Source organism: Amycolatopsis granulosa, from assembly GCF_011758745.1.
GTDB lineage: Bacteria > Actinomycetota > Actinomycetes > Mycobacteriales > Pseudonocardiaceae > Amycolatopsis_E > Amycolatopsis_E granulosa.
Genome location: NZ_JAANOV010000001.1, coordinates 4,014,270 through 4,034,179, shown reverse-complemented (window position 1 = coordinate 4,034,179; position 19,910 = coordinate 4,014,270). Strand labels below are relative to the sequence as shown.

Here is a 19,910-nt window from a genome sequence, read left to right as displayed (position 1 = left end):
TCACGGCGGCGTTTCCCGCAGGACGTACCCGACGCCGCGGACGGTGTGGATCAGCCGCGGCTCACCGCCGGCCTCGGTCTTGCGGCGCAGGTAGCCGACGTACACCTCGAGCGCGTTGCCCGAGGTCGGGAAGTCGTAGCCCCACACCTCCTCGAGGATGCGGCCGCGCGTGAGCACGTGCTTCGGATAGGACATGAACAGCTCGAGCAGCGCGAACTCGGTGCGGGTGAGGCTGATGTCGCGGTCACCGCGCCTGACCTCGCGCGTGCCCGGGTCGAGCATCAGGTCAGCGAAGGTCAGCTTCTCCGCGTCCGGCGGGGTCTGCGCCTCGCGGGACGCGCGGCGCAGCAGCGCGCGGAGACGGGCGAGGAGCTCCTCCAGCGCGAACGGCTTCGGCAGGTAGTCGTCGGCACCGGCGTCGAGCCCGGAGACGCGGTCGGAGACAGTGTCCCGGGCGGTGAGCACGAGGATCGGCAGGTCGTCGCCGGTGCTGCGCAGCCGGCGGGCCACCTCCAGCCCGTCGAGCCGGGGCATCATGACATCCAGGATCATGGCATCCGGCCGGTCGGCGATGACGCGCTCCAGTGCCTGTGCGCCGTCGCCGGCGAGCTCCACCTGGTAGCCGTTGAACTCCAGCGACCGCCGCAGGGACTCCCGGACCGCCCGGTCGTCGTCGACTACGAGAATGCGCATGTAGACAGTGTTGCCGACGGTGCTGAGACGCGCCTAAGAAGTCACGGGTCCAGCAGACCCCCGCGGTAGGCGAGCAGGGCGGCCTGCACCCGGTTGGCGGCGCCGATCTTGGACAGGACCGCGGAGACGTACCCCTTGACCGTGGCTTCGGACAGGTGCAGCTTCCCGCCGATCTCGGCGTTCGACAGCCCCTGCCCGACGAGCCCGACGACCTCCCGCTCACGGTCGGACAGCGAGGCGAGCAACTTGCGCGCCGGCTGGGCCGCGCGCTGCCCTTCGCGGTGGGCGCGCACCATGCGCGCCGCGACACCCGGGTCGAGGACGGCGCCGCCCCGCGCGAGATCCCGGACGGCCCGGAGCAGCGCGGCGGGCTCGATATCCTTGAGCAGGAAGCCGTTCGCGCCGAGCCGGAGGGCCAGGCTGACGTACTCGTCGACGTCGAAGGTGGTCAGCATGGCCGCGGCGGGCGGGCTGGGCAGGTCGAGGATCGCGCGGAGCGCGCGGATGCCGTCGTCCGGCGCGCGCATCTTGATGTCGAGGAGGACGACGTCCGGGTGCAGGCGCCGCGCGGTCTCCACGGCGGCCCGCCCGTCGTTCGCCTCACCGACCACCTCGATGTCCGGGGCGCCGGCCATCATGCCGCGCAGGCTGGCCCGCACGAGCTCCTCGTCGTCGGCGAACATGAGCTTGATCAACTATGTCCTCCGGGCACTCGGTGGAGCGGGGTCTCCGCATCCCGATCACAGAAGGTTACCCACTGGTAGCGCCCGGCGTCGACACGCTGTTCACCGAGGTTGCCCGCGCCTTCCGTAGGGTTCTGGACCACCTCGCGGACCGGCGCCGGGGCGAGGTCGAGGTCACGCTCATCGACGAGGACCGGACCCGCTAGTCTGGGACGGCCAGCCCTCGTAGCTCAGGGGATAGAGCACCGCTCTCCTAAAGCGGGTGTCGCAGGTTCGAATCCTGCCGGGGGCACAAAACCCCTGGTAGATCCGTTGGCCAGGGGTTTCGTGCTGTTCCTCCCCATGCTCAGCCCTCGGGTTTGGGCTTCTCAACGGCCGCACCCAAGCTACCGGTCGGCGGTTGCACCGAGGGCCGCAGCTCAAGAAGAAGAGAATGTCCTCGCGCAGACGGGCAGGTCTCCGAGATGGGTCGAGCGCGGCGGTTGCGTCCGTGTGCGAGCAAACGGCATCTCGCCGACCTCCCGGGGAGCTATCACGCTACATCAAAGGGGCAGCCGGGCAGCCAGGCGGCAGCCGAGCGGAATGCGTCCCCCTAACACAGCATGCTCGGGCTGCGTCAGGTCGACGAGACGGCGAAGGTTACCCACGTAACCATATTCAACGATTACCAACGCCACGCAGAAGTCGGCGACGCGGTGCGCGGCCTATCGACTCGGAGATCCGCAACCGGTAACCTCCTGTCACTGTGTCACCTGATGCGCTCTCACCTGAAAAATGGTCAGTGGCAGGCGAACGACGAGGGTGTCACTCGCCGCGCGGCGGCTCTCACGAGGAGGCTTAATGGACACCCTTACAGGTAAGCGTGTTGCGAAATTCTGCCGTGACTTCGGCTTCGAAGGAACCGACGCTGACAAGTTCGAACGATACGTCGCTGCTAACTATCTATTTCAGTACGTGCGCGACGACGTTGAATCGATTGAAAGAACAGTTCTCGGCGGCGGCGAAGATGAAGGCATCGACATTGCCGCGGTAATTGTCAATAACCGGATTGTCTTCGAACCAGAGGAGATCGATGATCTAATTGCGGGACAGAGTGCAAACTCTTCAAAGGTAATCTTTATCCAGGCTAAGACAAGCGAGTCGTACGACTCAAAGCTCATTGCCAAGTTTCTTCACGGCGTCGAGGCAGTTACAAAGTATGCGATTAAGGCCAACTCTGTTGCACTTCCGCCACGGTTAGTCGACGTGGCGATCCTCATCGATCGCATAGCTGAGAATGGTGACAAATTCCAGGACAGTCGTATTCCGTGCGAGCTTTACTATGTTACTACTAGTTCCAACGAGGGACAGAGTGCACGGTCCCAGCTTCAAGTTACAGAAGCGATTGCACGCATACGCGAACTCGGAGTCTATTCGGAGGGTCTCAGACTTCGCACTCATGGCCATGAAGAGCTCGCCAACAAGCAAAAAGAACGTCACGGACCTCAGAACGTCCAATTCAACTTCGAGAAGCGGCAGACGATACCGGCAACGGAGAGAGTGAGTGAGGCTTACATCGGTCTTGTATCCGCCACCGAGATCATGAAGCTCCTGAAAGATAATTTCGGAGAGGTACGCGCCGGGATATTCGACGACAATGTTCGTCTCGACCTCGGCCCCCACAATACGGTGAACAGCCGGATTATGGGGACGTTGCAGTCGGCCGAACGCGAGCATTTCCCTTTCTTGAATAATGGATTGACAATCATTGCAACCGGCCTGCGCGGGAATGGCGACAGATTCTTTATTTCGGGATACCAAATTGTCAATGGCGGACAGACAAGCCATCAGCTCATCCGATGGTCAGAAACCGACGAGGTGAAAAATGACCCTCAACTGCTGGATAACCTCTGGATACCCGTTAAGATTGTGAGTTCGAACGACCGTGACGTTCGGACAAGTGTCTCTATCGCAACCAACCTGCAAACTGCGATTGGATCTACGGATATACAGGCTAGCTCGCAAATTGCGAAAAACGTTGAGGAGTACTTCGCGCAGTCCGGCGCAGACGGCTTGCGTTACGAGCGCCAGAACCGTGGAGCGGCACTTGCATTTGCTCGTACCCGCGTAGTCGCGACGCCCGAGTTGAACCGCGCTGTGGCAGCAACCCTTTTCGGCGAGTCTTCTCGTGCGATTGGATCGCCGAAAGATCTCGAAGTAGAAGGGTCCTTCGTGTGGGGAAATTATCCCGTCGAAACATATTACTACGCGGCCTGGATGATCTATCGCATTGATAGGTATTTCGCAAGGACGCCGGAATCCACCACGCTAAAGGCAGCCAAGTACCACATTGCCATGATGGCGTCGGCTCTCGTTAATCCCGGCCTCATCTCAATCTTTGAGACTGGCGATATCGACGCCGCAGCTAAAAAACTCGAAAACCCGAAGAAACTCAATTTCCGCATATCTGACAAGCTGTCCGAAGACATAGAAAATGCCATCACATCTGCCGTAGAAGTTGCGTCAGCGGAATTCCGAGATGTGCTCGCCGAGGGGCGGAGCCTGCGAAAAGATGACGTACGAAGCAGGCGAAGCCAGGAGGCGTTGCTGGGGAGAGTAAAGGCGGTTAGTCAACACTAGCGCCGGCATCGCCACGTCCCATAGCTGGTCGCATCAGCCTTTTCCTGGAGACAGCCGGACTCCATATGTAAGGACCTCAGGTTGTGGACCGGTGCGAAGAAATCAGGACGAAGATCGCAGAACTCGAGGAGACGACCGGAGCCGGAGCGCGAGATGACCTACTCAACAGTTTCGTCTTCCGGATCAATACGAGTATCAAGGACAAGGCTGTCGCCTCAAACCTTGAACGCAAGGAGTACCCATCCGTCTGGATCCGTGGGGCTTGACCGCCGCCGCCGCAGATACCGTCCGCGGTACGGTCCGCCTGGCCGGACCTTCCGACGGCCCCGACGGCCACAAGGGCTCCTGGTCCGGCGGCGAAGTCGGTATCGAGTACCTGATGGACCTCAACCCCTCGGCGGCCCCGGCGCCGCCCCCAAACCCGACCCCGGCCTCAACGCCACCTACTCGCCCACGAAGGACGCGCTGGGCACGGTCAAGGGCAAGGCCCAGTCGGCGGTCAACAAGCTGACGTGAGGCGGCCGTCCCCTCGGGAGTACTCCCGAGGGGACGGCCCCAGCGACACGCGGCGGGCACCCGTCCCGTCGGACGTTCGGCCACCATCTCCCTGATCCCGGAACGGTCCATCAGCAGGACGGCGGGCACGAGGTCGCCGCTCGGGTCGGGCGACGTGCGGACCCAGTCCATGATCTCCTCGACCCATCCCGACCTGGCCCCCGCGATACAGAGCTGGTCCGGGCTGATCAACCCCACGATCAGCTCGTCCTCACCGATCTGCTCGGCGGCCTGCCCGGGAAAGTCGCCCATCACGATCGCGGGCGCGGCGCGGAGGTTGCCGTCGGGGCGTTCGAGGATGGCCATGCGTCCCTTCTCCTCATCCACGAACACCGTGAAGCGAAGCTGGTCCATGAGGTTGCCGGCCGCTTCCGCGACAAGTTCCTCGATCTCCTCCTCGCTCATCTGCACGAGCCTGTTCCACAGGAGGTGGGACATCCCGACCCGGGCGGTGTCCGAGATCCGCACCCTGGCGAATCCCACATGCAACCGGTCGCCCACCAACGGAAAGGACGCGTAGAACCCCAAGGGGCCGTCGTGGGTGTGGAGGATGGGCAACCACTCACCCTCCGCCCGAGCTGTCGCGTGCGACTGAACGGCGTGGTCCAGCTCGATCCACGCGACGGCCTTCGCCGCCCTGTGGAAGGCCGCACGCCGTCCTGGGGACGCGCGAACACGTAGGTGAATTCCACGCCGCGGAAGGTCGCCGGTCGGCTTCCGAGGGCTACCAGGTGCATTGCACCTGGGTGATTGCGTTGGCCTGGACCTGCCGCTCCTCCTGCGCCTGGCGCCAGGCCTGCCGGACGGCGTCCTCCGCCTGAGCGGGCGCGGCGCCCTGCAGGAGATCCTCGTCACTGCCGTTCGCCTGGAAGAAGACGACGTTGGTGTTCACAGCCGGATCCATGCGAGATGATCTTACGTGGTCGGCTCCCCAGCAACGCGATGTCGGGCTGATCAGCTTGAGCCGTCAGCTCGCTTGCCGTCCTCGCACAGCGCGAGAGCACCCGAATGGACGGCCTCCAGCGCAACGATGAGCCTGGCCAGCAGTGACGGCTTCAGCATCACCGTGGCCTCACTGAGCGAGTAGAGCCCGGCGAACAGGATCTCCGGGCCCGTGAGCTTCAGGTCAGCCACCTCTGGCTCACTGATCAGCCCGCCCTCGAAGATGAACGCCAGCCCCTCCGGAAACCGTCCATCGTCCCGCAAGTAGTCGATCACCAGTGGCCGACCAATGGCCCGATCGAGACTGATTTCCTCGCGGACCTCTCGCGCGGCCGTCGTCCAAGGCGCCTCGTCAGCGTCGACCGCCCCGCCAGGGATGTCCCAGTGCGGCTTGTACGAGGGTTGGACGAGCAGCACTCGGTCCTCGCGGTCATAGAAGAGGACGCCAGCCGACATGCGCTTGCGGTTCAGGGAGCGCACGTACTCGTCGAACGGCAGCAAGTCCACGCGACGAGGCTACCGGTGGCTAACGCCGAACGAGCCTGTACGAGTACCGCTTTCTGTGCGGTGTGGCAGTCATAGTGGCCGACCCACGCGATCGGTTCGGCCCACCGCCCGATCGACACCGTCCCCGCCGCCTCTCGCGGGGACGGCCGTGTGGAGGTCGCGATCCGGGTCGGCGACTGCCGCGAGGCCATCCTGTAGGGGCACGCTCAGTCCCGCCGCGACTTGGCGATGGACGCGTCCGGTCTGCCCGTCGGGTGCGCGCGGCGATCGGTCATGAAACCGCTGCGATATATGCGTGAAAACGTCAGGTGCGATTGAGGAAGACCGTCGCGGCGAACGTGTACGAGTCCGCAGAGGCAGCGGCTACGTGATGCAGCCCCGTCACCGCCGCCACCCTGAGGGCAGCGACGCGATCCCGAGAAGGTCCCCTGCCAGACTTGCGTCGGACCTGGGAATAGAACCGACGTGAGGGCGTGACGCGTGAGCGACGAGCAGCAGATCGAAAACGGCTCCGACCAGGTGGACACGGAGTGCCCGACCTGCGCGGGGAACGGCACGATCAGCCGGCCGAAGATGGCCATCATGGGCGGCCGGGCGATGACGCTGCTCGCCGAGCAGAAGTGCCCGACGTGCAGCCACCTGCCGCGGCCCGGCTGGCTGCCCGGTCTGCAGCCGCCGGTCTGAGCTGACGCACCACTTGTGGCGACCTTCGCTGTGCGCGGGTCAGGCAGCGGGGTCCCTAGTCCTCATGGCCGTGGAGCGCCGCGCCGGGGGCGGGTGGAGATCTTGACACCCGGAACCCCGCGGCTGCTAATGAGACGATGAGTGCCAGGCCGAAAACAGCCGAGCGCCTGGTCTTCTTCTCCGACGCCGTCGTGGCGATCGCGCTGACCCTGCTGGTCCTGCCCCTCGTCGACGCCGTGCCGGAACTGGTGGACCAGCACCGCCCGGCGTCCGACGTGATCAGCCAGAACCGCTGGGAGATCTTCAGCTTCCTGCTCAGCTTCGTGGTGATCGGCCGGCAGTGGATGAGCCACCATCACCTGTTCGAGCACATCAAGTCGTACAACAAGGCACTCGTATGGCTGAATCTGGCGTGGTTGCTGACCGTGGCGGTCCTGCCGTTCCCCACCGAGCTGACCGGTGCCTACGGCAACGAGCGGTTCACGGTGCTGTTCTACATCGGCACGGTCTTCGCCAACACGCTGTGCCTGACGGCGATCACCCTGCTGGTCCGCCGCAACTCCGACCTGATGTACGACACCTCCGAGATCAACCCGGAGTGGGTGTTCAACTCCGTCGGCGTGGCGATCGCCCTGATCGCGGCGTTCGCGCTGGCGGCGCTGGTGCCTGCGGTGGGGTACTTCTCGCTGTTCCTGCTGTTCGTGCCGCCCTGGGTCGCGCGTGCCCGGTTCCGGTCCCGCTGAACCAGCACACCCGCACCCCGGACGGGTTCGGCTACTCCTCCGACCGGCTCGCGTTCACCGCACGACGTCGTAGGCCAGGTGCGTCACGCCGTTGCCCTCCACCACGGTGGGGTTGCTCAACCGCACGGGCGCCTTCGTCAGGTTCTCGAACCAGCGCACGCCCTCGCCGAGCAGCACCGGCACCTGGTCGACGTGGATGGCGTCCAGCAGGCCGGCGTCCAGTGCCTGCTGGGCGATCTTCGCGCTCGCGATCACCACGTCCTTGTCCCCGGCCCGTTCCGCGGCGACGCGGACCGCCTCCTCGATGCCGGGCACGAACGCGAAACCCGCCGGAGCGTCGTCCGGTGTCGAATGCGACACCACCACGACCGGGACCCCCATCGGGTGCCGGCCGCCCCACCCGTGGGTGATGTCGTAGAGGTGGCGGCCCGCGATCAGCGCGCCGACGCGGGACATCGCTTCGCGCATGTACTCCGCGCTCGCCGGTGACATGCGGAACGTCGCCCACTCCACGGCGGTGGGCACCTCGACGTCACCGTTGCCCATCCAGCCGAACAGCAGGTCGATGCCGTCGCCGCGGTCGGCGATGAAGCCGTCGAGGGACATGGACATGTTGGCGATGACCTTGCTCATCTGCACTCCTCAATCTGGTGAACCGGACAGGAACCCACTGTGCGGCCGCGGCGGCGCGGAAATATCGGCCACCTGGCCACCGTCCGGGATGGCACACTGATCCGCGATGTCAGCCACCCTGCCGCCGCAGCTCACCCCGTTCGTCGGGCGGGAGGTGGAGCTGGCCGCGCTCACCGCGGAACTCGCCGCGCACCGGCTGGTGACCGTGGCGGGTCCGGGCGGCTGCGGCAAGACCCGGCTGGCCTTGCGGGTGGCCGAGTCCCACGACGAGGTCCGCTGGGCCGACCTCACCGCCACCTCCGATCCGGCCGTCGTGCCGAAACTCCTGGCCGAGGCGACCGGCACCCTCCGCACCCCGGACCACGGCTCGCTGGCCCGGCAGATCGGCGACCGCCGGATGCTCGTGTGCCTGGACAACTGCGAGCACGTCCTCACCGCCGCTGCCGAAGCCGCCGTGGAGCTCGTCAGCGGCTGCCCGAACGTCACCGTCCTGGCCACCAGCCGGGAGCCGCTGGGCGTGCCCGGGGAACGGATCTGGCGGGTGCCCTCCCTCAGCTCCGCTGACGCCGTCGCCCTGTTCCGCGCCCGGTCCGGCACGGGCGAAACCGCGGCGACGAGCGTCCTGTGCGCCCGGCTGGACGGGATCCCGCTGGCGATCGAGCTCGCCGCCGCCTGGTCCGGGACCCTGTCCGTCCCGGAGATCCTCGACGGTCTCGACGACCGGTTCGCCCTGCTCGTGCGCGGCCCGCGCGGGGTGGCGGCGCGGCACCAGACGCTCGCGGCGTCCATGGCCTGGAGCCACGACCTGCTCAGCGACGCCGACCGCGTGCTCTTCCGCCGGCTCGGTGTCTGCACCGGCGGGTTCACCCTCGGTGCGGCCACCGGCGTGTCCGGTCTGCCGCGAACGGACGTGCGCGCCGGGCTCGGCCGGCTGGTCGACACCTCGCTCGTCATCGCGGACACGACGGGCGCTGTCACGCGCTACCGGATGCTGGAGACGATCCGGCAGTACGCCCTCGCCCGGCTGGTGTCCTCGGGCGAGGAGGACGAGATCCGCGGCCGGCACCTCGGCACCTTCCTCGCGATCGTCGAGGAGGCCGAGCCGCTGCTGGAGACCGACAAGGACGCGTGGCGCGCGGCGGTCGGCCCCGATCAGGAGAACCTGCATGCCGCGATCGAGTACGGGCTCGCCGCGGATCCCGGACGCGGGCGGCGGCTCGCCGCGGGGCTGGCCTGGCTGTGGCATCTCAACGGGCGCGGCCACGAGGGCATGACGCTGCTGCGCCGGGCCCTCGACCGCGGCCCGGACGGCACCGAGCTGCAGGCCCGGCTGCTGACCGGCCTCGCCCTCGTCGCCGACACCACCCAGCAGCTGGGCCCGGACCACGATGCGACCCGGGCGGCCCTGGCGATCGTCCCGGACGACGGCCTCGCCACCCTCCTGGCCGCGCTCGGCGAGCTGATGCGGGACTTCGCCGCCGCGACGCGACTCGCCGAGCGGGCCCGCAGCGCCCACGGCGGTTTCGTCCGCGACGGGGCGACCGCGTTGCTGGGCATCATCGCCCACCTGCGGGACGACCACGCGGCCGCGGTTCCGCTGCTGGAGACCGCGGTGGCGGGTCTGCTGCCCCGCGGAGACCGCGGCGTCGCCTCGACCGCGCTGTCCTTCCTCGCGTCGAGCGCCCTCTACACCGGGCACCTCACCCGGGCGCGTGAGCTCGCCGCGGAGGGTGTGCGGGTGGCCCGGCCGCTCGAGGACTACCACCGCATCGGCTCGGCGACGAGCGTCCTCGCGATGATCGAGGGCACGGCGGGGAACCTGACCGCGGCCGCGGCCGCGCTCGACCCGATGGTCCGGCTGGTCGAGGGCGCCGGGTCGGCGCCCTTCGTGCCCGGGCTGGCTGTCGCGAAGGGCTATCTGCACCTGTGGTCGGGCGAGCCGTGCGAGGCGATCGGCTGGTTCCGCCGGGAGCGCACCCCGCCCGCGCTGGTCGGGCTTGCGGAAGCTTTGCGGTTGACCGGGGACCGCGAAGCGGCGGCCGCGGTCGCCGGAGACGCTCTCGGTGCCGCCCGGCAGGCCGGGATGCCGAGAGTGGTCGCGGACGCGCTCGAACAGTCCGCCTTCCTCACCGGTTCGGCGGACCTGCACCACGAGGCGCTGGCGATCCGCGTGGAGCACGGGTTGTGGTGGTGCTGCTTGAGCAGCTTGGCGGCGTTGTCCACCGAGGACGAGCCGCTACGGCAGGCAGTGGAACGCGCGAAGCGGGACCTCGGCCTGCCGCACGGCCCGGTGCCCGGCAACGCGATGCCGCTCGAGGACGCCATCGGCTACGCGCGCCGCGCCCGCGGCAGGCGTGGCCGGCCGGCGAGCGGCTGGGCGAGTCTCACCCCGACCGAGGAGAGTGTGGTGCGCCTGGCCGTGCAGGGCCTGAACAACCCCGAGATCGGGGCGCGGTTGTTCATGAGCCGCAGCACGGTCAAGACGCACCTGTCGCACATCTACGCCAAGCTCGGTGTCACGAACCGGACCGAGCTCGCCGCGCAGGCTGCCGCTCAGCCGATGACGTAGAGCCACCACCGCTGGGAGGCTGGGCTCGACGCGTGGTACAAGCACTCGTAGCCCCGCGCGCCACCGACGGTGACCTGCGGTTTCCCGACCGCCTCGCACCTGGCCTTCGTCGCGTACTTGCCGTCCGGCTCCTGGGCGGCGGCCGTGCCCGCGCTCGCGAGCACGATCCCGAGCGAAGCCGCGAGGACCGTCCCCGCCGCGGCCAGACGTTTCACATCAATTCGATAGTTCACGTGATCTTTTAACCACAGCCGGGCAAGCTGCGCCGCGGTCAGTGGCAATTGCCCCAGGTGTCGGAGGGGCCCGCGCTGTCCGTCTCCGGGTTCACCCAGACGCTACCGAAGAACCGGATACACCGGTCCCGCGCGAAGGCCTGGACCGCCGAGTAGTACTTGTAGTCCCCCCACTGGCCCTTCGTCGCTCCACCTTGGACCTCGAGATGAGCACCGGTTCTGGTCGCCGTACCGACGTTCAGGCGCTTGATGGTGACGACGCAGTTGTACCCGGTGGCCGCGTTGTACATCAGGTAGACGTCAGCCGCGTGGCCTTTCCAGCTGTTGATGGCGTAGCGACCGCGGGTCGAAGCCTGCTGCCAGCTCCCACCGAAGTCATGGGCGCACGCACCGGCCGCGGTATAGGGGTTGGAGGCGGCGCTCGCGGTACCGCCGCCCACGATCATCGTCATGGCCGCGAGAACCGGCACCAACAAGGACAGCACGAGTTTTTTCACACCAGCATCCTGGCCTGCCCGGTGCACCGTTCCCGGGCGCACGATCGCTCAGGGCGACCGGCCTGACCTGGACACATGTGGCCTCCTACGGGAGGGGTACTGGTGGCCTTCGGTGGCGTGGAGGCGCCGTCAGGGGTTGACGGCCAGGAAGATGAAGCTCGCGAGCAGGGCGAGGTGGACGCCGCCCTGCAGGGGGGTGGCACGGCCGGGCACCACGGTCAGCACGCCGGTCACCACGGTGAGCGCGAGCAGCACCAGGTGGGTGCTGCCGAGCCCGAGCACCAGCGGGCCGGGGAGCCAGATCGAGGCGAGGGCGATCACCGGGATGGTCAGGCCGATGCTGGCCATCGCCGAGCCGAGCGCCAGGTTGAGGCTGGTCTGGATCCGGTCGCGGTTGGCGGCCCGCACCGCGGCGAGGGTTTCCGGCAGCAGGACGAGCAGAGCGATCACCACACCCACCACCGCGTGCGGCAGGCCGGCGTCGTCGACGCCCTTTTCGATCGCCGGGGACACGACCTTCGCGTCACCGACCACCGCCACGAGCGCGATCAGCAGGAAGACCAGGCTGAACCAGGCCGCGCCCGGGGCGGGCGGGTCGGCGTGCTCATCGGCGCCCTGCTTGACGGGGAGGAAGTAGTCGCGGTGGCGGTAGGTCTGCATGGCGACGAACAGGCCGTACAACACGAGCGAGGCCACGCCGGCGAAGGCCAGTTGCGCGGGCGAGAACTCCGGACCGGGACGGCTGGTCGTGAAGGTCGGCAGGACCAGGCTCAGCGTGGCCAGCGTCGCGACCGTCGCCAGTGCGGCCCCGGCGCCTTCGGCGTTGAACACCGCGACCCGGTGCCGCAGCGCGCCGATCAGCAGCGACAGTCCGAGGATGCCGTTGCAGGTGATCATCACCGCGGCGAACACGGTGTCCCGCGCCAGGGTGGCACCCTTCGCCCCGCCATCGGCCATCAGGGTGACGATCAACGCGACTTCGATCACCGTGACGGCGACGGCCAGCACGAGCGACCCGAACGGTTCACCGACCCGGTGGGCCACGACCTCCGCGTGGTGCACCGCCGCCAGGACGGCCGCGGCCAGGCAGAGCGCGACCACGATGACGAGCAGCAACGGCAGTGCCCGGTTCCAGCTGAGCAGCAGGGCGACGACGGCCACCGACGGGCCCAGGACGGTCCAGTCGGTCAGCAGAGATCGAATGCGGGCGCCCACGGGCCCACCCTGCCACAGCGATCGCGGCGGGGCCGGACTTGCGCGCGACGGCGGACTGTGGTGCCCTGTCACCCCTGGGTGGATGTTTTCACGCGATCGAGCGACAAGTAACGAGGAAGGTAAGCCCTGTGTCGACGGGTGCCCACAGTCTGGGAACCGGAAGCGGGGCGACGACCGTCGCCGAACTGCTCGCACGCAGTGATCGTCCGGTTCAGCGGAGTCACGGCCATACGCGAGTCCCCGAGCCCTCCCCCGTCGAGACGACCATGCCGACCATGGTTGCCGCGATCTCGGTGCTCGACTCGAAATCCCCGCGCCGGCTGGAGCGGCCTCCGGTCGCGAGCACCACCGGCATGCGGGTGTTCGGCACCGGCTCGTTCGGCTCCGCCGGCACGGTCGGCGCCACCCTCCGGGGTGCCGACGAGGGCAGCCGCGCGGGACGGACCACCGCACCCGGCACGATGTCCGGCGAGAAGACCCCCGCGGCGCTCGCGACCACCCCGGTCGCCCCGCCGCCACCGCCGGCTCTGCCTGTTCCGGAGCCCGCGGCGGCCGTCGGGGCGGCCGGGACCATCGTGTTCGAGGCGTGCATCCCCCGCCAGGAACCGGGCGAGCCGAGCGAGCCGTTGGTCGTGCCGGTCGATGAGGACGCCGAGGCGCAGCCCGTGAAGGAACGGCGGAACCGCCCGTTGCTCCTCGCGACCGCGGGCGCCGGGCTCACCCTCGCCGGGGCGATGCTCGTCGGCGGGTGGATCACCGGCCACGGCGGCACGCCGGAGCCGGTCAGCCTCGCCGGTGGCCACGCCGCGCCACCGGAACCGGCCGCCCCCAACGGCGGCGGACAGGTGGAGTCCATGCCACCCCAGGGCCAGTTCAGCGGCATCCTGCCGATCGCCGCGACCAAGCAGGCCGCTCCGCGAACGGCGGCACCGAAGGCGGCCGCGCCGGCGAACACCACGAAGAAAACGGCCGGCCGGCAGGCGCCCAAGCAGGCCCGGCAGCAGCCGACGCCGCAGTTCAGCCTGCCGCAGTACGACATCCCACGCGACTGGAGCGCCTACGAGCGCTACTTCGAACACGGCTACGGGCACGGCTACGACCATCACGACCGCGGCGACCGCCGCCACCGCTGACGTGTTGACGCTCCCGGCCGCGGGAGCGGATCATCGCCGGTGATGAGCGTCTACGACGACCGGCCGTGGCTGGCGCGCTACGCGCCGGGGCAGCCGGCGGGGATCACCGTCGAGCACGACAGCGCGCTGGCCATGTTCCGGGCGTCGGTCGCGCGCGATCCCGACGGTGCGATCCTCCGCTACTTCGGCGGCCGGATCACCCTGCGCGAGCTGGACGACCTCACCGACGCGTTCGCCGCCGGGATCACCGGCGCCGGGTTCGGCCCGGGCGAGCGGGTCGCGATCTACGTGCAGAACGTGCCGCAGTTCGTGATCGCCCAGGTCGGCACGTGGAAGGCGGGCGGGATCGCGGTGCCGGTCAACCCGATGAACCGGGAACGCGAACTGGGCCAGGTGCTCACCGACTGCGGCGCGACCGTGCTGGTCACCCTCCACTCGCTGTGGCACGAGGTGGCCGCGAAGGTCGTGCCCGGGACGGCGGTGCGGACGGTCCTGACGACGTCCGAATCGGAGTACCGGGCGGCCCCCGCCGATCCGGTGGACTGCCCGGGCACCGTCGATCTGGCCGGGATGCTCACGCGGTTCCGCGGGGTGGCGCCGCCGGAGGTGACGCTCGGACCGGACGACATCGCGTTCCTCACCTACACGTCCGGGACGACGGGACCGCCGAAGGGCGCGATGTCCACGCACCGCAACGTCGTCTTCAACGCCCAGACCTACCGGGACTGGGTGGGCATCGGCAGCGGCGACGTCATCCTCGGCGTCGCGCCGTTGTTCCACATCACCGGGCTGATCGCGCACGTCGCGGTCGCCCTGCTGACCGGCGCGCCGCTGGTGCTGATGCACCGGTTCGACGCGGCCGAGACCCTGCGCACGGTGCGGGCCGAGGGTGCCACGTTCACCATCGGGTCGATCACGGTGTTCATCGCATTGATGAACGCGCCCGGCGCCGACCGGGAGGCGCTGGCGAGCCTGACGAAGATCTACTCCGGCGGGGCGCCGATCCCGCCCAGCACGGTCACGGCGTTCCAGGCGATGTTCGGCACCTACATCCACAACTGCTACGGCCTGACCGAGACGACCTCGCCGTCCCACGCCGTGCCGTTCGGGTCGGTCGCCCCGGTGGACCCGGCCTCGGGCGCGTTGTCGGTCGGGGTGCCGGTGTACGACACGGTGGTCCGCGTGGTCGACGACGGCGGTCACGACGTGCCGGCCGGCGAGGTGGGCGAGCTGGTGACGTCGGGGCCGCAGGTGGTGGCCGGGTACTGGGGAAAGCCGGCGGAGACGGAGAAAGCTCTTCCCGGCGGCCGGTTGCACACCGGTGACGTCGGGTACATGGACGAGCAGGGCTGGTTCTACGTGGTGGACCGCAAGAAGGACCAGATCAACGCGGGCGGGTACAAGGTGTGGCCCCGTGAGGTCGAGGACGTGCTGTACGAACACGAGGCCGTGCGGGAAGCCGCGGTGGTCGGCGTGCCCGACGAGTACCGCGGCGAAACGGTGAAGGCGTTCGTCAGCCTGCGGCCCGGACATTCGGTGGGGGCCGACGAGCTGATCGCGTTCTGCCGCGCCCGGCTGGCGGCCTACAAGTATCCGCGGCAGGTGGAGTTCCTGGCGGAGCTGCCGAAGACGGTGTCGGGCAAGCTGCTGCGCCGCGCACTGCGGAGCGGGTGACGGCGCGCGCCGCTGAGACCGCGCCCACCGACGCCTTGTGATCATCGAACACCTGTTCTAGCGTCGTGCACGGAGGGTGAGGAGTGCGCGATGAACCGGCAGGACGAGGAAGACCGACTGGAGCGGAAACGGATCGCCGAGCTGGCGGACCAATGGCGCTCGCTGGCGGGTGCGCTGCCGTTCTGGACCCAGGCGCGCGAGGGTGAGGAGATCGTGCTGCGCAACCAGTTCGGCGACGAGCTGCTGGTGACCTTGCACGGCCGGTGGGCACAGCATTTCGCGCAGTACTTCGGGGCGCTGCAGAAGACCGCCGGATGCGCGCTGGCCGAGCTGCTGTGGACGATCGGCGGTCACGGCGACTCGGTGCAGATCCGGCGGCAGGCACGCGATCTGCTGCGCGCGATGCTGCTGGAGGAGCCGCGCCCACCCGGCCGATCGCGGTGACGGTGCGTGACAGTCCACACCGGACCGTTCAGGACCAGTGGGCCAGGAAACGCTCGGCGGCCCGGTCCGCGGGCACGCCATGCGGGGTCTCCGGCCACAGCTCGACCGCCGCGTGCGGGAGCGTGCGCGCGCGGGCCAGCGCACGCCGCCAGTCGTGCACCACGGTGCGCCCGGCGAGGATCACCAGCGCCGGCACCCGCAGATCCCGCAGCCGCCGGCCGGTGAAGGGAACCGGCCGGGGCAGCGCGATCCGGAAGTGCTGCATGCCCGCACTGATCAAGCGGCCTTCGACGCAGCCGGCCGGGTCGCCGTCCTGCCCGGCGATCCAGGCGAGGAACCGCGGCCGGGCCCAGCTGGACACGTAGGGCAGACCGGCCGGCACGGCCCGCAGCACCACGCCGAGCGGCAGTGGCGCGAAGGTCGCGACCGGGTCGGCCAGAGTCATCGACGCGACCCGCTCCGGACGGCGGACCGCCAGGTTGCACGCCAGCCAGCCGCCCGTCGAGAGGCCGAAGAGGTGCGCCGCACCGAGGCCGAGTCCGGCGAGCGTCTCGTCCAGCCAGCGCGCCTGGTCCTCGCCGTCGCGGATCGGAGCGGTCTGCGCGCTGCGGCCGGGCTCGCCGAGAAGATCCACGGCGTACACCCGATGCCGCCGGACCAGCGAGGGAATCGCGGTCCGGCACCCGACGACGGTGCCGCACCGGACGGGCAGCAGCACCAGCGGTTGCCCGCCGGCGCCGAAACGATACACGCGGACAGTCCCGAACGCGGTCGGCACGTCGTGCACCGCGGCCGGTTCCGGCAGGGCACGCAGCCCCTCGTCGTAGACCGCGTCGTAGCGCGCCCGGTCGCTCGCCGAGCGGAAACCGCCGAGCCGATCCCGTCCCACGCGTCCCGAAACTACCCGTGTTCCCTTGCTGACAGCGCGTTTCACCGCACAACCCCGGCACCCATGATCGAATCCGGCCGCTACCGTGGAGGCATGTTCGGTTTGGCCGCGGTCTGGGCGGAACGGTCGTCCCGCCGGACGTTGAACTCTCTGCACAGCCAGCTCGGAGCCGCGGGGCTCGTCGCCGCCGTGGCCGCCGCGCCCGGGCTCGCCGCGGTGGTCGACCAGCACTCGGCCGCGGTGCGCGACATCCTGGCCGCGGGGGTCGAGGGATCGACGGCGGTCGCGGGTGTCGTGCTGCTCGCCGGCTACGCCCGGGGCCTGCTCGACCAGGCCCGCGAAGCCGGATGGCGGCTCACCGTGCCGCACGGGCCCGAGACCGGCCCGATGGACTGGCTCACGTTCCGCCTGCTCGCGGTCTGCTCGCTGGCCAGCTCGATGGACGATCCGGGCTACCGCAAGGGCTTCGAGCTCGAACTCCGCTGACGCGAGGACGGCCGGCCCGTCACCGGACCGGCCGTCCCGCTCTGCTTCCCCGGCTACCGGAAGCTCTCCGGTGGCCGGGCGGTCGCGCCGCTGTCCGACCCCGCCGAACCGGTGGGGCGGCTCATCTCCTCGGTCGGGGCCTCCGCGGTGCTCGCGCGGGTGGCGTCCTCCCGACCGCGCTGGTAGGCGTCGGCGTGCGCCTTCGCCGCGGGAATCTGCTCCTCGGCGCGACCCAGCCAGCGCTCCCAGCGCTGCTGCATCGGCTTCACCAGACCACCGCCCATGCCGACGATGACGACACCGGCGACCATCGCGAGCGCGGTGACCAGCACCGGCGTGGTCACCGTCGTGGCGACACCGATCTGGTTCAGCGCGGCGATGATACCCAGCGCCCAGATGAAGACCGCGGCGATCGTCCCCAGCGTCTTGCCGTAGGACAGGCCGCCGAGGGCACCGCTGATCAGGTCCTTCACCGCGCGGGCGATCGCACCGGCGATGACCACGATGATGATGGCGACCGCGGCCTTCGGCAGCCATGCGACGATGCCCGCGAGGAGCCCGCTCACCGGGTTCGGGCCCCACACGCCGAAGGCGAACTGCAAGGTGATCAGCAGGATCGCGTAGTACACCAGCTTGGCGATGATGTCCGACGCGTCGTACTTGCTCTTCGAGAGCATCTGCTTGATACCACCACGCTCGACCACCCGGTCGAACCCCACCCGCTCGAGCACCTTCTCCACGATCTTGCTCAGCGCCTTGGCGATGAACCAACCGATCGCCAGAATCACCAGGAACGCGACGAACTTCGGCACGAAGGTCGCGACCGCGCTCCAGGCGTTGGACACACCCTGGCCGAAGTCGACGGCCGCCAGGTTGGACGTTGCCACTGGCCTCTCTCCTTCCGTTGCACGAGCAACCCGCGCCCCGTTTCTGAAGCGCTTTCGAGGGAGTGGCTACCCACGCCCGCCTGGGCCACACCTGCCGGACCAGCGACTGTCCCCCACATGTGTGATGTGCGTCCTAGCCCAGACGGCGGCCCAATCCACCGTCGACCGGCAATTTCACGGCGGTCGAGAAGGTCGCGCCGAAGGCGAGGAACAGCGCCGCGTCGGCGACCTCGCCGGGATGTGCGTGACGCTTCATCGGCGTCTGCTCGTCGCCGATCTCCCGGAACGCCGCGCGGTCGGCGTCGGTTGCTTCCGTGACGCCCATGGTCGGTGTGTCGGTGAATCCCGGCGCGACCGCGTTCACCCGGATCCCGCGCGGGAGCAACTCCGCGGCGAGCACCTGCGCGAACGACCACACCGCCGCCTTGGACCCGGCGTAGGCGGCCATGCCGGGGTAGCCGCCTTCGTCCGCGACCGAGCTGGTGAACACGATCGCGCCACCCTCGGCGACCAGCGGGGCCAGCCGCTGCGCGGTGAAGAACGCACCCTTCGCGTTGACGGCGAAGGTGCGGTCGTAGACGTCCTCCGTGGTTTCCTCGACGGTCCGCAGGTAGGACACGCCCGCGTTCACGAACACGGCGTCCACCTGGCCGAACTCCGCCGCCACCCGGTCGCCGAGCGCGGCGATCTGCGTCAGGTCGGAGGTGTCGGACCGGACGACACGGGCGGCCAGCTCCGCGCGCGCGGCCTCGATGTTGCGTTCGTTGTAGCCGGTGAGCAGCACCTCCGCGCCACCGTCGAGCAGCGCGTCGACGATCGCCCGCCCGATGCCGTGGGTGCCACCGACGACGACGGCTTTCTTGCCTTGGTAGTTCACTGGTTCTCCTTTGGGGTGCGGATCAGTTCGACGATGCCGGTCAGGTCCTCGGCACCGTGGCCCCCCGCGACGCGCTCGGTCATCAGCGCGTGCAGGGGCAGCAGCAGGTCGGGGCGCAAGCCCTGTTCCCTGCTGACGTCGATGAGGTTCGGGAAGGCCGCGGCCTGCATCGCCAGGTTCGAGACCACCCCGGTGGCGCAGTCGCCGGTGTCGATCTGCTCGGCGAAGCGCGGCAGGTTCGCAGCCATCGCGGCGAGCCACTGCTGGAGCATCGGCACGAAGTCACGTGCCGCCACGCCCTCCGAACCGGCCAGGGCGAACGCCTGCAACGCCCCGCCGAAGAGGCCGTACATGCCGGCCAGCAGGGCCAGGTCGAACAGCGCGGCCAGCCCGGGCTCGGCGCCCAGGAACTGCGGCGTGCCCAGGACGGCCAGCGTGTCGCGGTACCGGTCGAACGCGGGCTGCGAGCCGGAGTACAGCAGCATGGCCTGGTCGGTGCCGATGCCCGGCGGGACGGCCATGATGCCGCCGTCGACGTACTCGGCACCCCTGCAGGCGACCGATTCCGCGAGTTCGCGAGCCTGCCGCGGGGTGCCGTTGCTCACGTTCACCACGGTCCGGCCGGCCAGGTCGACGCCGGCGAGGACGTCGGAGACGACCGCGTTGTCGAGCAGACATACGACGACCAGCGGGGCGGCGGCGACGGCTTGCTCGACCGTGGCGGCTTCGTGTGCACCGCCCTCGACGAGGGGCTTCGCTTTCCCCGCGGTGCGGTTCCAGACCGTGGTGCGCCGACCGGCGCCGAGGAAGGCGGCGGCGAGCGCCTGCCCCATCGCGCCGAGACCGAGCACGGTCACGTCGGTAGCGGGTGTTTCCATGCCGTCCACCCTGTCGCGCACCGCTTTCGGTTCGGTTCCGGTTTTCTGTCGGTGGTCGTCGTTACCCTG

The 19,910-nt window shown here is 69.0% G+C and carries 21 protein-coding genes, 1 tRNA gene and 1 pseudogene; 11 read left to right on the top strand and 12 right to left on the bottom strand.

Translation table 11 applies throughout. The annotated features are described in order from the left end of the window. Both FHX45_RS19835 and FHX45_RS19830 read right to left on the bottom strand, forming a co-directional pair. On the bottom strand, positions 1-693 hold the full coding sequence (locus FHX45_RS19835) for a response regulator transcription factor (protein ID WP_167104110.1): 693 nt from the start codon (positions 691-693) through the stop codon (positions 1-3). A 41-nt stretch (positions 694-734) separates the two neighbouring features. Continuing rightward, the gene (locus tag FHX45_RS19830) at positions 735-1,388 is read right to left on the bottom strand and encodes a response regulator (RefSeq protein WP_167104107.1); all 654 of its coding nucleotides are present in this window, start codon (positions 1,386-1,388) and stop codon (positions 735-737) included. 2 nt (positions 1,389-1,390) lie between these two features. On the opposite strand from FHX45_RS19830, the gene FHX45_RS19825 reads away from it, so the two are divergent. The 4 genes and pseudogenes from FHX45_RS19825 to FHX45_RS28645 all read left to right on the top strand — a co-directional run. Beyond that, on the top strand, positions 1,391-1,582 hold the full coding sequence (locus tag FHX45_RS19825) for a hypothetical protein (protein ID WP_167104104.1): 192 nt from the start codon (positions 1,391-1,393) through the stop codon (positions 1,580-1,582). A 13-nt stretch (positions 1,583-1,595) separates the two neighbouring features. Then, positions 1,596-1,668: transfer RNA gene (locus FHX45_RS19820), tRNA-Arg, on the top strand. Between the two features lie 548 nt (positions 1,669-2,216). After that, positions 2,217-3,995, top strand: coding sequence for an AIPR family protein (locus FHX45_RS19815; RefSeq protein WP_167104101.1), 1,779 nt, complete (start codon positions 2,217-2,219; stop codon positions 3,993-3,995). 316 nt (positions 3,996-4,311) lie between these two features. Next, positions 4,312-4,511 (top strand): annotated as a pseudogene (locus FHX45_RS28645) (manganese catalase); the annotation flags it as partial. Between the two features lie 763 nt (positions 4,512-5,274). Here FHX45_RS28645 and FHX45_RS19805 read toward each other — a convergent pair. Together FHX45_RS19805 and FHX45_RS19800 are read right to left on the bottom strand one after the other, a co-directional pair. After that, positions 5,275-5,454: a hypothetical protein gene (locus tag FHX45_RS19805; protein ID WP_167104098.1), complete on the bottom strand. Its 180-nt coding sequence runs from the start codon at positions 5,452-5,454 to the stop codon at positions 5,275-5,277. Positions 5,455-5,504: 50 nt separating this feature from the next. Then, positions 5,505-5,999 (bottom strand): NUDIX domain-containing protein, encoded by a 495-nt coding sequence (locus FHX45_RS19800; RefSeq protein WP_167104095.1) that lies wholly within the window; start codon positions 5,997-5,999, stop codon positions 5,505-5,507. Positions 6,000-6,479: 480 nt separating this feature from the next. Between FHX45_RS19800 and FHX45_RS19795 the strand changes: the two genes are divergently transcribed. Together FHX45_RS19795 and FHX45_RS19790 are read left to right on the top strand one after the other, a co-directional pair. Next, on the top strand, positions 6,480-6,683 hold the full coding sequence (locus tag FHX45_RS19795; RefSeq protein ID WP_167104092.1) for a hypothetical protein: 204 nt from the start codon (positions 6,480-6,482) through the stop codon (positions 6,681-6,683). 137 nt (positions 6,684-6,820) lie between these two features. Next, positions 6,821-7,426, top strand: a complete 606-nt coding sequence (locus FHX45_RS19790; RefSeq protein ID WP_167104089.1) for a TMEM175 family protein — start codon at positions 6,821-6,823, stop codon at positions 7,424-7,426. Between the two features lie 54 nt (positions 7,427-7,480). Here the strand turns inward: FHX45_RS19790 and FHX45_RS19785 are convergent, their stop codons facing one another. Further along, positions 7,481-8,059, bottom strand: coding sequence for a dihydrofolate reductase family protein (locus FHX45_RS19785; protein ID WP_167104087.1), 579 nt, complete (start codon positions 8,057-8,059; stop codon positions 7,481-7,483). 106 nt (positions 8,060-8,165) lie between these two features. Here FHX45_RS19785 and FHX45_RS19780 point away from each other — a divergent pair, with 106 nt between their 5' ends. After that, positions 8,166-10,628 (top strand): helix-turn-helix transcriptional regulator, encoded by a 2,463-nt coding sequence (locus tag FHX45_RS19780; protein WP_167104084.1) that lies wholly within the window; start codon positions 8,166-8,168, stop codon positions 10,626-10,628. Here the strand turns inward: FHX45_RS19780 and FHX45_RS19775 are convergent. The 3 genes from FHX45_RS19775 to FHX45_RS19765 form a co-directional block, all read right to left on the bottom strand. Further along, entirely contained in the window at positions 10,613-10,843 is a 231-nt protein-coding gene (locus tag FHX45_RS19775; protein ID WP_167104082.1) for a hypothetical protein, read from the bottom strand. The two genes, FHX45_RS19780 and FHX45_RS19775, sit on opposite strands and share 16 nt — an antisense overlap. 56 nt (positions 10,844-10,899) lie before the next feature. Continuing rightward, positions 10,900-11,358 (bottom strand): hypothetical protein, encoded by a 459-nt coding sequence (locus FHX45_RS19770; RefSeq protein WP_167104079.1) that lies wholly within the window; start codon positions 11,356-11,358, stop codon positions 10,900-10,902. Positions 11,359-11,487: 129 nt separating this feature from the next. Beyond that, a complete protein-coding gene (locus FHX45_RS19765) occupies positions 11,488-12,573 on the bottom strand; it encodes a calcium:cation antiporter (RefSeq protein ID WP_167104077.1) in 1,086 nt (361 codons plus the stop codon). Between the two features lie 266 nt (positions 12,574-12,839). Between FHX45_RS19765 and FHX45_RS19760 the strand changes: the two genes are divergently transcribed. From FHX45_RS19760 to FHX45_RS19750, 3 genes are all read left to right on the top strand, one after another. Next, positions 12,840-13,706: a hypothetical protein gene (locus FHX45_RS19760; RefSeq protein ID WP_167104074.1), complete on the top strand. Its 867-nt coding sequence runs from the start codon at positions 12,840-12,842 to the stop codon at positions 13,704-13,706. Between the two features lie 42 nt (positions 13,707-13,748). Then, positions 13,749-15,380: an AMP-binding protein gene (locus tag FHX45_RS19755; protein WP_167104072.1), complete on the top strand. Its 1,632-nt coding sequence runs from the start codon at positions 13,749-13,751 to the stop codon at positions 15,378-15,380. Positions 15,381-15,470: 90 nt separating this feature from the next. Beyond that, the gene (locus FHX45_RS19750; RefSeq protein WP_167104069.1) at positions 15,471-15,824 is read left to right on the top strand and encodes a hypothetical protein; all 354 of its coding nucleotides are present in this window, start codon (positions 15,471-15,473) and stop codon (positions 15,822-15,824) included. 28 nt (positions 15,825-15,852) lie between these two features. Here FHX45_RS19750 and FHX45_RS19745 read toward each other — a convergent pair whose 3' ends face one another. Next, positions 15,853-16,713 (bottom strand): alpha/beta fold hydrolase, encoded by an 861-nt coding sequence (locus FHX45_RS19745; protein ID WP_167104066.1) that lies wholly within the window; start codon positions 16,711-16,713, stop codon positions 15,853-15,855. A 93-nt stretch (positions 16,714-16,806) separates the two neighbouring features. Here FHX45_RS19745 and FHX45_RS19740 point away from each other — a divergent pair, with 93 nt between their 5' ends. Then, positions 16,807-17,199 carry a DUF6401 family natural product biosynthesis protein gene (locus FHX45_RS19740; protein ID WP_208406006.1) on the top strand — a complete coding sequence of 131 codons (393 nt, stop codon included), beginning with the start codon at positions 16,807-16,809 and terminating at the stop codon, positions 17,197-17,199. A gap of 53 nt (positions 17,200-17,252) precedes the next feature. Here FHX45_RS19740 and FHX45_RS19735 read toward each other — a convergent pair whose 3' ends face one another. The 3 genes from FHX45_RS19735 to FHX45_RS19725 all read right to left on the bottom strand — a co-directional run bounded on the left by FHX45_RS19735 (position 17,253) and on the right by FHX45_RS19725 (position 19,841). Continuing rightward, positions 17,253-18,086 (bottom strand): mechanosensitive ion channel family protein, encoded by an 834-nt coding sequence (locus FHX45_RS19735; protein ID WP_167104063.1) that lies wholly within the window; start codon positions 18,084-18,086, stop codon positions 17,253-17,255. 133 nt (positions 18,087-18,219) lie between these two features. Beyond that, positions 18,220-18,963: an SDR family oxidoreductase gene (locus tag FHX45_RS19730; protein ID WP_167104060.1), complete on the bottom strand. Its 744-nt coding sequence runs from the start codon at positions 18,961-18,963 to the stop codon at positions 18,220-18,222. Then, positions 18,960-19,841 (bottom strand): NAD(P)-dependent oxidoreductase, encoded by an 882-nt coding sequence (locus FHX45_RS19725; protein ID WP_167104057.1) that lies wholly within the window; start codon positions 19,839-19,841, stop codon positions 18,960-18,962. The genes FHX45_RS19730 and FHX45_RS19725 overlap by 4 nt, the downstream gene beginning before the upstream one ends. Positions 19,842-19,910: the final 69 nt, after the last annotated feature.

Excerpts from the sequence above, each read along its gene's own strand:
- FHX45_RS19835 (WP_167104110.1), bottom strand. The coding sequence starts at position 693 with ATGCGCATTCTCGTAGTCGACGACGACCGGGCGGTCCGGGAGTCCCTG.
- FHX45_RS19825 (WP_167104104.1), top strand. The coding sequence starts at position 1,391 with ATGTCCTCCGGGCACTCGGTGGAGCGGGGTCTCCGCATCCCGATCACA.
- FHX45_RS19815 (WP_167104101.1), top strand. The coding sequence starts at position 2,217 with ATGGACACCCTTACAGGTAAGCGTGTTGCGAAATTCTGCCGTGACTTC.
- FHX45_RS19805 (WP_167104098.1), bottom strand. The coding sequence starts at position 5,454 with ATGGATCCGGCTGTGAACACCAACGTCGTCTTCTTCCAGGCGAACGGC.
- FHX45_RS19790 (WP_167104089.1), top strand. The coding sequence starts at position 6,821 with ATGAGTGCCAGGCCGAAAACAGCCGAGCGCCTGGTCTTCTTCTCCGAC.
- FHX45_RS19785 (WP_167104087.1), bottom strand. The coding sequence starts at position 8,059 with ATGAGCAAGGTCATCGCCAACATGTCCATGTCCCTCGACGGCTTCATC.
- FHX45_RS19780 (WP_167104084.1), top strand. The coding sequence starts at position 8,166 with ATGTCAGCCACCCTGCCGCCGCAGCTCACCCCGTTCGTCGGGCGGGAG.
- FHX45_RS19760 (WP_167104074.1), top strand. The coding sequence starts at position 12,840 with ATGCCGACCATGGTTGCCGCGATCTCGGTGCTCGACTCGAAATCCCCG.
- FHX45_RS19755 (WP_167104072.1), top strand. The coding sequence starts at position 13,749 with ATGAGCGTCTACGACGACCGGCCGTGGCTGGCGCGCTACGCGCCGGGG.
- FHX45_RS19750 (WP_167104069.1), top strand. The coding sequence starts at position 15,471 with ATGAACCGGCAGGACGAGGAAGACCGACTGGAGCGGAAACGGATCGCC.
- FHX45_RS19740 (WP_208406006.1), top strand. The coding sequence starts at position 16,807 with ATGTTCGGTTTGGCCGCGGTCTGGGCGGAACGGTCGTCCCGCCGGACG.
- FHX45_RS19725 (WP_167104057.1), bottom strand. The coding sequence starts at position 19,841 with ATGGAAACACCCGCTACCGACGTGACCGTGCTCGGTCTCGGCGCGATG.